The organism is Clostridium chrysemydis, assembly GCF_015234215.1.
Lineage (GTDB): Bacteria > Bacillota > Clostridia > Clostridiales > Clostridiaceae > Clostridium > Clostridium chrysemydis.
On the sequence record NZ_JADEKP010000003.1, the window covers coordinates 246,763 to 259,582 of the forward strand.

At 29.9% G+C, this 12,820-nt stretch carries 13 protein-coding genes; 12 read left to right on the top strand and 1 reads right to left on the bottom strand.

The window, feature by feature from the left end; translation table 11 throughout:
- The first annotated feature begins 22 nt into the window (after positions 1 to 22).
- The 12 genes from INR60_RS11245 to INR60_RS11300 all read left to right on the top strand — a co-directional run bounded on the left by INR60_RS11245 (position 23) and on the right by INR60_RS11300 (position 12,213).
- Complete coding sequence (locus tag INR60_RS11245) at positions 23 to 1,111, top strand: 4Fe-4S binding protein (protein ID WP_194191625.1); 1,089 nt, start codon at positions 23 to 25, stop codon at positions 1,109 to 1,111.
- 88 nt (positions 1,112 to 1,199) lie between these two features.
- Positions 1,200 to 3,758 carry a selenium-dependent xanthine dehydrogenase gene (xdh, locus tag INR60_RS11250; protein ID WP_194191626.1) on the top strand — a complete coding sequence of 853 codons (2,559 nt, stop codon included), beginning with the start codon at positions 1,200 to 1,202 and terminating at the stop codon, positions 3,756 to 3,758.
- Positions 3,759 to 3,770: 12 nt separating this feature from the next.
- On the top strand, positions 3,771 to 4,145 hold the full coding sequence (locus INR60_RS11255; RefSeq protein ID WP_194191627.1) for a RidA family protein: 375 nt from the start codon (positions 3,771 to 3,773) through the stop codon (positions 4,143 to 4,145).
- Between the two features lie 318 nt (positions 4,146 to 4,463).
- Positions 4,464 to 4,937 carry a nucleoside-triphosphatase gene (locus tag INR60_RS11260; protein WP_194191628.1) on the top strand — a complete coding sequence of 158 codons (474 nt, stop codon included), beginning with the start codon at positions 4,464 to 4,466 and terminating at the stop codon, positions 4,935 to 4,937.
- A gap of 148 nt (positions 4,938 to 5,085) precedes the next feature.
- Entirely contained in the window at positions 5,086 to 6,117 is a 1,032-nt protein-coding gene (locus INR60_RS11265; protein WP_194191629.1) for an ABC transporter substrate-binding protein, read from the top strand.
- Positions 6,114 to 7,103, top strand: a complete 990-nt coding sequence (locus tag INR60_RS11270; protein WP_194191630.1) for a FecCD family ABC transporter permease — start codon at positions 6,114 to 6,116, stop codon at positions 7,101 to 7,103. The genes INR60_RS11265 and INR60_RS11270 overlap by 4 nt, the downstream gene beginning before the upstream one ends.
- Entirely contained in the window at positions 7,096 to 7,872 is a 777-nt protein-coding gene (locus INR60_RS11275; protein WP_194191631.1) for an ABC transporter ATP-binding protein, read from the top strand. Before INR60_RS11270 ends, INR60_RS11275 begins: the two co-directional genes overlap by 8 nt.
- A gap of 423 nt (positions 7,873 to 8,295) precedes the next feature.
- Complete coding sequence (locus INR60_RS11280) at positions 8,296 to 8,598, top strand: hypothetical protein (RefSeq protein ID WP_207729564.1); 303 nt, start codon at positions 8,296 to 8,298, stop codon at positions 8,596 to 8,598.
- A gap of 105 nt (positions 8,599 to 8,703) precedes the next feature.
- On the top strand, positions 8,704 to 10,869 hold the full coding sequence (locus INR60_RS11285) for a DUF1430 domain-containing protein (protein ID WP_194191632.1): 2,166 nt from the start codon (positions 8,704 to 8,706) through the stop codon (positions 10,867 to 10,869).
- 2 nt (positions 10,870 to 10,871) lie between these two features.
- Positions 10,872 to 11,507 (top strand): ABC transporter ATP-binding protein, encoded by a 636-nt coding sequence (locus INR60_RS11290; RefSeq protein ID WP_194191633.1) that lies wholly within the window; start codon positions 10,872 to 10,874, stop codon positions 11,505 to 11,507.
- Positions 11,508 to 11,609: 102 nt separating this feature from the next.
- A complete protein-coding gene (locus INR60_RS11295; protein ID WP_194191634.1) occupies positions 11,610 to 11,870 on the top strand; it encodes a hypothetical protein in 261 nt (86 codons plus the stop codon).
- Positions 11,836 to 12,213, top strand: coding sequence for a hypothetical protein (locus tag INR60_RS11300; protein ID WP_194191635.1), 378 nt, complete (start codon positions 11,836 to 11,838; stop codon positions 12,211 to 12,213). The genes INR60_RS11295 and INR60_RS11300 overlap by 35 nt, the downstream gene beginning before the upstream one ends.
- Here the strand turns inward: INR60_RS11300 and INR60_RS11305 are convergent.
- Positions 12,206 to 12,535: a hypothetical protein gene (locus INR60_RS11305; protein ID WP_194191636.1), complete on the bottom strand. Its 330-nt coding sequence runs from the start codon at positions 12,533 to 12,535 to the stop codon at positions 12,206 to 12,208. The two genes, INR60_RS11300 and INR60_RS11305, sit on opposite strands and share 8 nt — an antisense overlap.
- Positions 12,536 to 12,820 lie beyond the last annotated feature (285 nt).

The window sequence follows — 12,820 nt, forward strand, 5'->3', positions numbered from 1 at the left end:
AAAACTAAGGGGAGTGTTTATTATGGCAAATTTAAAAGTAAAAATCTATAAAATGGAATTTGAAAACCCAGTATTTACAGCAGCAGGACCTGGAGCAAAAGATGGTGACCTTTGCGTAGAAGCAGTTAAAGGAGGAGCTGGAGGCTTAGTTACAAAAACTATATCAGTAGATCCAGCACCAGTTCCAAGACCTTGTATGGGAAAAACTAATTCAGGATTTTTAAATACTGAATTGTGGTCTGAACTTCCAAAGGAACAATGGATAGAAAAAGAATATAAAAGAGCAAAAGAAGCTGGAGTTCCTATGATAGTTAGTATGGGATATACAGCAGACCAAATTAAAAAAGTAGCACCACTTGTAAAACCTTACGCTGATGCAGTTGAACTTTCAACTCACTACGTAGGAACAGATATAGCACCAATCGTTGATGCTATGAAGGCTGCAAAAGCTGCTTTAGATTGCCCTGTATTTATGAAAATGAGTCCACACACTGACATTCAAAAAATAGCTAAAGCTCTAGAAGAAGCTGGAGCTGACGGGTTAGTTATGATTAACTCATTAGGACCATGTATGGCAATAGATGTAGATAGTGGTTACCCAATAATGGGAAGTGAAAAAGGATATGGATGGCTTTCAGGTTCACCAATAAGACCTGTAGCTATAAGAAATATATATGATGCTTCAAAAGTTATAAACATTCCAATCATAGGGGTTGGAGGAGTAACTTCAGGAAGAGATGCAGCAGAAATGCTTATGGCAGGTGCTAGCGCTGTTGAAGTTTGTACAGAGGCAATCCTTAAAGGACCTAAAGTATATGGAAAAATAGCTAAAGAATTAGATGAATTCTTAGATAGCCACGGATATAAAGATGTAAATGAAATCATAGGTTTAGCTCATAAAAAAGCTGATGATAGACACTTTAGAACTAACGCTATCCCTCCTGTAGTAGACCAAGACTTATGTATTAAATGCGGTCAATGTAAAATAAGTTGTGTGTACGATGCTATAGAAATAGGGGATGAATTAGTAATAGATTCCGATAAATGCTTTGGATGTGGACTTTGCGTAACTAGATGTCCAAAGGGTGCATTATCTATTCAATATGTTTAACAACTTAAATTGATTTTTTGAGATGTCAAATCTTTTGCTTGGCATCTCCTATACATAATTATTTATGAATTATGAGGGGAGGTAAATTATGTTCGAATTTATCTTAAATGGTGAGAAAAAAAGGGTTTTAGAAAATAAAAAATTACTTAGATACTTAAGAGATGATTGCAAGATAACTTCTGTAAAAAATGGTTGTTCAGAAGGTGCTTGTGGTACTTGCATGGTTTTAGTTGATGGAAAGGCTATAAAAGCTTGTTTATTAAATCTTGAAAAAGTTAATGGGAAAGAAATAACTACTATAGAAGGATTTACCGAAAGAGAAAGAGACGTTTTTGCTTATAGCTTTACAGAAGCTGGAGCCGTTCAATGCGGCTTTTGTATTCCGGGGATGGTTATAAGTTCAAAAGCTTTATTTAATAGAACATTAGACCCTACAGAAGAAGAAGTTAAAAAGGCTTTGATGGGTAATATTTGTAGGTGTACAGGATATGTAAAAATAAGAGAAGCTGTAATGATGGCAGCTAAAATATTTAGAGAAAATAAAGAAGTGCCAAAGGTTACTTGCAAGGGGCTTGTAGGTGAAAGGATGGCAAGGGTTGACGCTAGAGATAAAACTTTAGGAAAAGCCGAGTATTCAGACGATATCTATATAGAAGGAATGCTTCACGGAGCAGCTTTAAGAGCTAAATATCCTAGGGCTTTAGTTAAAGGGATAGATATAAGCGAAGCTTTAAAGCTAGAAGGTGTAGTAAAGGTTGTCTTAGCAAAAGATATTCCAGGAAAAAGATATTTAGGTCATATCTTTAAAGATACTCCAGCTCTTGTTGAAATAGGAGAAGAAACTAGATACTTAGGAGATGCTATAGCTTTAGTTGCTGCAGAAACAGAAGAAATAGCAAAAGAAGCTGTAAAACTTATAAAGGTAGATTATGAAGAACGTACTCCAGTATCTACTTTAGAAGATGCAGCAAAGGAAGATGCACCAAAGGTTCACGAAAAAGGAAATCTTTTAGTTCACGAGCATTTAGTTCGTGGAAATGCTGATGAAGTTATTAAAAATTCAAAATATAAAGTAACTTATAAGTACAAAGTTCCATTTACAGAACATGCTTATTTAGAACCAGAATGTTCTGTAGCTAAGATGGAAGGCGATAAATTAATAGTTTATACAGGAACTCAAAGTGTTTACGATGACTTAAGAGAGATAGGTTCACTTTTAGATTTAGGACCAGATAAGCTTAGAATCGTATCAAAATATGTAGGGGGAGGCTTTGGGGGCAAAGAAGATATGAGCTGCCAACATCACACTGCACTTTTAGCATATTTAACTAAGAGACCTGTAAAAATGGCTCTTGGAAGACAAGAAAGTATTATAGTAAGTACAAAAAGACATGCTATGGATATGGAATTTACAACAGCTTGTGATGAAAATGGAAAACTAACAGCTATGAAAGCTACTATTATAGCAGATACTGGTGCTTACGCATCACTTGGAGGGCCTGTTCTTCAAAGAGCTTGTACTCACGCTGCAGGGCCTTATAATTATCAAACTATAGATATAGACGGTAAGGCTTATTATACAAACAACACTCCAGGAGGAGCATTTAGAGGCTTTGGAGTTACTCAATCAGCCTTTGCAATTGAATGTAATATAAATAAATTAGCAGAGATGGTTGGAATAGATCCATTTGAAATAAGGATGCTAAATGCAATAAGACCAGGGGATGTTTTACCAAACGGTCAGATTGCAGATGACGGAACAGCATTAGTTCAAACTTTAGAAGCTGTTAAAGAAGATTATTATAAAAACATAGATAGAGCAGGAATTGCTTGTTGTATGAAAAACGCCGGAGTTGGAGTTGGACTTCCTGACACAGGAAGATGCAAAGTAGCTGTTGTTGATGGAAAGGTTCATATAAGAACATCAGCAGCTTGCATAGGTCAAGGAGTTGGAACTGTAGTAGTTCAAGTTGTTTGTGAAGTATTAAAAATTCCTAGAGAAAAAGTAGTTTATGAATCTCCAGATACTGATATAACTCCAGATTCAGGAACAACAACAGCATCAAGACAAACTGTATTTACAGGAGAAGCAACTAAGATTGCAGCTTTTAAATTAAAAGAAGCTTTAAAAGATAAAACTTTAGAAGACTTAGAAGGCATAGAGTTTTACGGTGAATATTTAGGAGTGACAGATAAGATGGGAAGTCCTAAAGAAAACCCAGTAAGCCACGTAGCTTACGGTTATGCAACTCAAGTAGTAGTTTTAGATGATTTAGGAAAAGTTAAAGAAGTTATAGCAGCCCACGATGTAGGAAGAGCTATAAACCCTAGAAATGTGGAAGGGCAAATAGAAGGTGGAGTTGTAATGGGACTAGGGTATGGACTTACAGAAGACTATATCTTAGAAAATTCAGTTCCAAAATCAAAACTTGGAACTTTAGGAATCTTAAGGGCTACTCAAGTTCCTAAGATTAAAACAGTAATAGTAGAAAATAATACAGAAGAGTTATCATTTGGAGCTAAAGGTGTAGGAGAAATCACTTGCATCCCTACAGCACCTGCACTTCAAAATGCATATTACAAATTAGATGGTGAGTTTAGATGTGAACTCCCACTTAAAAATACATTCTATAAAAAGAAGAAATAGGAGAGATTAAAGATGAAAAAAATATTAAGTACAGAAAAAGCACCAGCTGCTATAGGACCATACTCACAAGGAGTAGTTGTAAACAATACTGTTTACACATCAGGACAACTTCCTATGAATCCAGAAACTAAAGTTTTAGAAACTGAAATAAAGGAAGCAACAAAAAGAAGTATAGAAAATTGCAAGGCTATATTAGAAGAAGCCGGAACAAGCTTAGATAAAGTATTCAAAACTACAGTGTTTGTGAAAGATTTAAATGATTTCTCTAAAGTGAATGAAGTATATGGAGAATATTTTAATGAAAATCCACCAGCTAGAAGCTGCGTTCAAGTAGCAAAACTACCTATGGATGCACCTGTAGAAATAGAAATGATTGCCATTATTTAATTAAATAAGGGGGTAGATTCGTTTATATGTTCCAGAAGTTTAATGAAACTCGCTAAGAATATCTATTTTTCCTCCGTTAAATCAAATGTAGCAAAATAATTTGCTAAGAGCAAAAAGAATTTTGCTAATATCATTTAATTTAACTCCAGAAAAATGATAGTCTAAAGCTCCTTTCAAGATACTTTGATGCATTATAAATGAACCTACCCTTTTTAAGTTTTAGATACAGAAAGGATGGTTAATTTATATGTTCCAGAAGTCAATGAAATCCGCTAAGAATATATTTTTAACGGGTGAGATTAACTGTGGAAAAGCACTATGATAAACTCTATTTTAGAAGAGTTTAATATAGAGTATACAGGCTTTAGGACCATACCTTATAAAATTAATGATATACATATGGGATATGCTTTTAAATCTTTAGTAAAGGGGATGGAGGAGACCCCTCCGATTTCAGTAAAGATAAAGGGAATGAAGCCTTTTAAGATTACAGAAACTTTTGATTATTTTGGGACTTTAACTTTAGAGGAATCCTTAAAGTCAAAAGAAAAGGTGATTTTATTAGATGAGATTGGTGTATTTGAAAGTGAATCTATTAGATTTCAAAATCTTATTAGAGAGTGTTTAGATTCTGATAAAATATGCTTTGGAGTTATAAAAAAGAAAGAAAATAGTTTTCTAAATGAGATAAAGTCTCGAGATGATGTTTTATTAATAGAACTTCCTAAGATAGAATTAGGAAAACATGCTAAAATTAGGGAGGAAGTTTTAAAAAGGTGGTGGGATAGATAGATTTATATGTTCCAGAAGCTTAATGAAATTCGCTAAGAATATCTAGTTTTCCTCCGGTAAATTAAATTTAGCAAAATAATTTGCTAGTAGCATTTAACAAGTTTTTTAAAACTTTTAGTAAACTATAACAAATAGGGGGATGAGAATTATGAAAAAACTTAATAAGAGAATTGCGTTTGTCTTAACTTTAGTATTTTCGGTTATGATCTTTGCAGGTTGTACTGGAAACTCTAAGGAGGGGAATGCAAATGAAAAAACTATCACAGTTGAGGATCAATTAGGAAGAAAGGTTGAAATTAAAGGGGATGTTAATAGGATAATATCTAGTTATTATGTTTCTACTTCTATTCTTATAGGGCTTGGACTGCAAGATAAGGTTGTAGGGATTGAGAAGAAAGCTAAAAACAGGGAGATGTATAAAAAGTGCGCACCTGAATTTTTAAAGCTTCCTGCAGTTGGGACTGGTAAAGAGGTTAATGTTGAGGAATGTATTAAGCTTAAGCCTGATTTAGTTATTATTCCAACTAGGCTTAAAAAGTTTATACCTGATTTAGAAAAGGTAAATATTAAAGTTATCGCTATTGAACCTGAAAACTTAGATTCATTTATGCAAACTGTTGAATTAATAGGAAAAGCAACAGGGGCAAATGAAAAAGCAAATAAGTTTTTAGATTATTATAAAAATACATTAGATAAGGTATCTAAATTAGTAAAGGAAACTAAAAATAGACCTACTGTTTATTTAGGTGGAACTGATAATATTTTAAAAACTTGTACAGGAAAAATGTATCAAAATTATATGATAGAAGAATCTGGCGGAACTAACGTAACTAAGGATATAAAAGACGGTTACTGGGCTAATATTTCAGTAGAGCAGCTTATAAAATTTAACCCAGAAGTTATATATGTAGTAGGGTATGCAAAATACACTCCAAAGGATGTATTAAATGATGAAAGACTTAAAGGGGTAGATGCTATTAAAAATAAAAAAGTATATACTTTCCCTTCAAAATTAGAACCTTGGGATTTCCCAACTCCTTCATCAATACTTGGAATGCTTTGGATACTTCAAAATATTCATAGTGATGTTTATAGCACTGATGACTTTAAAAAGGATGCTAAAGCTTTCTATAAAGAGTTTTATAACTTAGATGTAAGTGATGAGGAAATAGGTTTATGATAAAAAGAAGTAGCATATTACTTCACGTTACAATATTAATAATTCTTTCTATACTTTCTTTATGTATTGGAAGATATGAATTAAGTCCTTTAGAGATTTTAAACACTTTGATTGGAAATGGAGATATGGGAGAGTATAGCTTACTTGTAAATATAAGGATTCCAAGAATCATACTTGTAGTTATAAGTGGCGGTGCTTTAGCTTTATCTGGAATGGTTTTTCAAAGTATGTTTCAAAATCCTTTAATATCACCAGACGTTTTAGGTGTAACGTCTGGATGCTCACTAGGGGCAGCACTTGGAATAGTATTTTTAAGTGCTTCTCCTATTTTAGTGCAAAGTTTATCTTTTATCTTTGGGCTTTTAGCTGTGATTTTTTCTGTTTTATTATCAAAGAGGATGAGGAGTAATAGGATTTTAGCCTTAGTGATATCAGGTATAGTAACTGGTGCTTTAACTTCTTCAATGATAATGATAATAAAGTATTTTGCAGATCCATATAAAGATTTACCAGCAATAGATTTTTGGCTTATGGGGGGCTTTTATAATAGTTCGTGGAGTAATATAGCTTATGTATCAGTATTATGCTTATTTTCAACTATAGTAATATACTTATTTAGGTGGAGACTTAAAGTTATTACTATGGGAGATGAATCGGCAAAACTTCTAGGAGTAAATGTAAAACTAGTTAGGCTTATAGTGATTTTAGCCTCAACTCTTTTAGTTTCAGCAGTCGTATCTGTAGCTGGAGTTATAAGTTGGATTGGGATACTTGTACCGCATATAGTAAAATCTTATGCAAAAGATGATATTTCAAAAAACATCCCAATAACAATTTTAGCTGGAGGGATAATCCTTTTATTAGCAGATACATTAGCAAGAAGTATAACAACCACTGAAATTCCTATAAGCATAGTTACTTCCTTTGTTGGGGCACCGTTTTTAGTATATCTTTTAAATAAGAAAGGAACATTTAAATATGTGTAATTTAAAAATAAAAGGGTTATCTACAAGTTACGGTGATAAAGAAATATTAGAAGATGTAAACTTAGAACTTGAAAAAGGGAAGTTTACTGTATTATTAGGTTTAAATGGAGCTGGGAAAACGACTCTTTTAAAATCGATAGTTGGACTTATGAAAAAGGTAGATGGGGAAATTTATATAGAGGATAAGGATTTAAAAAATATGAATTACAAAGATAAATCAAAGCTTATATCTTATATTCCTCAAAACATTCATACAAGCCAAGATTACTTAGTAGAAGATATAGTAATTATGGGAATAACTCCTCATTTAGATATATTTGAAATGCCGTCAAAAGAGAATTATAAAAGAGTAGATGAAATTTTAAAAGAATTAAATATATATCATTTAAAGGGTAAAAATATAGGAAATTTAAGTGGAGGAGAGAGAAGGCTAGTATATTTAGCTAGAATCCTTATTCAAAGGTGCAAGGTGCTTCTTTTAGATGAGCCTAACACTTTTTTAGATTACGTTAAACAATATGATTTTTTTAATTTCCTTAAATCACTTATAAAAGAAAAGAATCTTACAACTCTAATAACTTTACACGATATAAATTTAGCTTTAAGGTATGCAGATAAAATAGTTATTTTAAACCATAAAAAGGTTATTGATACTTTAGATTGCAGCAAGGAAGGGTATGAAAAAATATTAGTTAATCATATGGAAAAGATATATGAAAAGGAATTGAAACTTATATATACGGAAGTTTCACCTATGATAATTTTATAAAATAAAGGATGTAGCACTAAAATTTAGTGCTACGTTTTTTTACATATAGGAAATTATAAATATAAATATATCACCAATTAAACTACATCTTTAAACCAAAATTTTTGGAACAAAAAAAGTATGTAATTTTGATTTACACTATATTCGATTATAAGACGGTCTTCTATTGTAAGATGCTTTCCTTTGCATAATTCATACTTTGAAATACTTAATCCGCCTAATCCTATAGGAACAAATACAAATTTAATTATATCAAAGCTCTTGCAAGACCAACTTCCGTTTTGAATTTTAAAGATAGTAAAACAGAACTTACTTTTTTAATTTACATTTTAGAAAAGGAAATTATAAGAGTAAGTAGAATTATAACAATTAGTGGAAAAATTTACTTAAAAAGTAAAAAGAGGAATTAGGAATAAAAAAATATTGATTTCAGTCGGTACAATAGGTTTGATAGTGACAAGTATTGCAACTACAGCATATGCGTTCACACATAGTTCTGATGAATGGAATTATGGACCTAAACCAAGTTTAATTAACTGGAGCAAGACATCACAATTTTCAGATTTTTATTGTGGTAGTCAAAAACATCACGCTACTGCAAGAATAAAATCAGGTGGGGTTTTACATGAAGATAAAGTATACGCAAGTAGTAAAAAATGGGCGAAGGCACAAACTGATTACTACAAAGATGTTACTGAGTGGAATTCTTACTATGGACATGATTAAAACAATAAGTTAAATAAAAAATTAAGAAATAATAACTAGAATTCTTAATTTGGGCTGTTTTTAACAGCCCAATTCTTTTATTAGTATTTATGTTTGGAGGATAAGTTGAAAAAGAGAATAATTCCTATATTAATTTTCTTACTAATGACAATAACATCATTTATGATGCTTTATACAAGTAAGTCTTTTGAAGAGAAAACGAAGTTTAAAAATTTAGAAAGCCATTTACAAAGCTTCAATATTACCATTTCTACAAATTACAGTTCTGCAAATACCATATATGACTTAGTTACTCATTATGTGAGTAAGCATAAAGGGAACATATTTTATAATGAAGAATCAAAGAAGGATGAAAGCTATACAAATTATGTTTATTTCACAGATAATAGTATCTTTAAAGATATTAATTTAGAGTCTGGAAAGGTATTAGAACCTTATAATGATAATTCGAATTTATTTTTAGGAACTAAAAAGAGTGAAGATAAGAATCAAATAGGGCAAATAGAAAGTTTTAGTGGTAAAGATGAATTTATAATTAAACCTATGAAGAGCAATTTAGATATCAGTACATTTAGTAGAGAATTTACATTGCAGCTTAAAGATGAGGATACCTTAAATAATTTAACTTCTGATTTAGAAAAAGAAGGGGTTTATATTAGAAGGTCATTAGATGGAGAAAGTGGCAAATATAATAATAATCTAATCATAATTGTATTATGTGTTTGTTTTATTGTACTAACACTATTTATGTTTTATGGAGTATTTAATTCATATAGAAAAATTGGGATTGAGAAGCTTTTAGGTCATAGCTTAATTTCTATTTGGAAAGAGTATTCAATGCCAATAATAATTATAGAATTAGCAATAATTATTATTTCAACAATTTGTTTATCATTAATTAAATTTGAGAGTTTTGGAAGGCTATATTTTGAATTCTTATTTCAATTAATAGCAATATATTTATTAATAATAATATTTACAATAGTGGCATTATCAATACCATACATCTATGTAAAGAATATATCATTATCCAATATTATAAAAAATAAGAAGCCAGTTAAAGGGATAATCACTTTTTATAATATTATAAAGGTAATTATAACAACTGTTGTTATAGTTTTATCTGTTTTTGCTATTAATAATTTGAACTTAATTAACGCTAGATATAAATCCTCTTATTTAGAGTGGGAAAAGACTAAAAATTATGTTGTAATGCCAGACTTTGCAACTACAGATGAAAAGCTTCATGCATTTAGTAAAAGCGAAATAGAAAAAGAAAGAGAGCTATATTTGCACTTCAATAAAAAGGGTGGAGTTTTGGCTGACTTTAATTCATATGACCCTTCAAATGTAGAAGAAAGTTTAAAAGATATTCAAGAAGAGTATATGATGGGAAGCGTAAGGGTTAATCCAAACTATCTTAAAGAGAATACTATATATGATGTAGATGGAAATGCAATAAATATAGATGAAAGTGTTAATGATGCAATCTTATTAGTTCCCCAAAAATATAAGGACTTTGAATCAGAGATATTAGATTATTACAATACAACTTCTCATGAACCGTGTGATGTAGAAAATTGTAATCATAAAACTGTAGATGGAAAAGTCCAGCTTAAAGATCAAAAGCAAAAAATAATATGGACTAAGTCAAATCAAAAATATTTTTCTTATAGATTAGATATAAATCCAAGAGAAGGTAATTTTGTAATTGATCCTATCATAAGTGTATTAACTGAATCTAATGATAAGCTAAGTTCTTACTACACAATTATAGGTTTTAGACATAATCCTTTTAAGATAAAGGTAAAGGATGTAGACAATGCTAAAAATGAGGTATTATCAAAGGTCTCAGAATATTACGATATGAATTTGTATAGATTTCCAGTAGAAAATTTATATAATGTAGTTCAAAGCCAAATATCTAATATCAAAAACAGACTGATTTTAACAAGCCTAATAATAATAGTATTAATTACAATAGTTTTATTAATAATTACACAAAATATATCACTTTATTTTAATGGAAATAAATTTAAGATAACAATACAAAAGCTTCATGGATATAAATTTATCCATAAATACTTTAAGTATTTTATATCTGTAATAATAACATGGGCTTTTGTTATACCAATATCAAGTATTATAACTAAAGACTTAAAAGTGCTACTTTTATCTGGATTACTAATGATATTTGAAATAATAATAATAATATTTATGATTATTTCTTTAGAGAGAAAAAATATAGTAAGGTTTACTAAGGAGAGATAATTATGAGTTTAATCCAAATTTCTAATATGAGTAAATACTTTGGAGATAGGGAAATCTTTAGGGATTTTTCTTTAAATATTGAAAGAGGCGAGATTTTAGCAATTACAGGGAAGAGTGGCTGTGGTAAAAGCACACTTCTGAATATTATTGGGCTTATCGAAGATTTTGATGAAGGTATTTTAACTATTGATAATATTAGTAATATAAGAGTTAATAGTTCTCTTTCTAATAAGCTCTTAAGAGAAAAAATTAGTTATCTTTTTCAAAACTTTGCACTAGTAGATGAAGAAACTGTTAGGTATAACCTAGAATTAGCTTTAAAATATAATTCTAAAGGGAAAAAAGACAAAAAGGAAAAAATAGAAAATGCCTTAAAGTTTGTAGGTTTAGAAGGGTATGAAGAAAATTATATCTACGAACTAAGTGGCGGAGAGCAGCAAAGAATTGCAATTGGTAGAGCAATGCTTAAACCAAGCGAAATAATTCTTGCAGACGAACCAACAGGCTCCTTGGACGAAGAAAACAGAGAATTGGTAATTAATTTATTAAAAGAAATAAATAAGACTGGCAAAACAATAATAATAGTAACACATGATAGTTATGTTGCTGGTGAATGCACAAGAGAAATAAAGTTATAAAAATATCGCAAATGTTAAAGTAAAAAACATTTGCGGTGTTTTTTATTTTGGGTTAAAGAAATACAAGGTATAATAAAGAATATAAAAGTTGGTGGATAATTGATGAAGAATATATTTATTATTGAAGATGATAAAAGGATAAATTATATAGATGGAGTAAAGAATGTAGAAGCAACATACAATAGTTTTACAAATAGAGAAATGTATTTAGATCCAAGAATTAAAATAGAAATAGATGATAATTCATATAATAAAGAATTTGCAAACTACAAAGAAAGCTATGATTATTCTTATATAAATAAAGTACCAGAACTTATGATTACAGCCTATGAACAAGGACATGTTATCTATAAATTTAGATAGAACTACGATTTATGCTGGAAAGATTGATTTAGAAAAGTTTGAAGCTGGTAATTATGTAATAGTAAATAGAAACATGAATGAAGTTAAAGATGGTCTAAAAGCTGGAGATAAGATAACTATAAAGAAAGATGGGGTAGATCTAGAACTTAAAGCAATGGCTGTTGTATTAAATAAAGATAGTAACTATATGAGTAATACTTTATGGTTATTAAGTATAAGTAATAAAAATTTTAAAAATGGAATTCTTATAGGAGTTTCTCTTGGAACTTTAGTATTTTTAGCAATTGCAGTTAAGAATATGGTGAATATAGCACTAAATTTCAGTGCTATATTTTTTATTTGATAGATTTAACTTTAGACATAATCAAATATAGAATAAGGATTATTAAAAGAATCCACCACAAAGTATAAAGAAAATCAAAAAGATAAAAATAATCTAAGCCGCCTTCATTTAAAACAGTAATATTATTTTCTTTTATGTAATTTTCTATATCTTTATCTATAATCGTATTTGAAGTTAGAGTTGGCTTAGGCAGAGCGCCGAGTTTACTTATATCTGACACCGAACTAGTTAAAGTTACTGTAAATAATTTTATAAAAGTTAAAACTATAAAAATCAATGTAAAAATAGCTTTTAGGAGTTTTTTATAATTTATAGAATTCATATTTACCTCCGAATTAATGTTATTATTGTAATTATATTACAAGAGAGCTATAAGATAAATGAATTCACAAAAAAAGAACCTATTTTAATGGATATTTTTTTACTTTCCACTAAATAGGTTCTTTTAATCGATTTAAAATGTTTAATTTACTCATAATTCCTATAATCTTTCTAAATTTCTTTCATCATATCCTACAAAAGTTACTAGTGCAACTGCTTTAATTACTTCAAAAATCTTTTTCATCTAAATCACTCCTAAAAATTTGTTTTTTTGTTTCTCTCTACA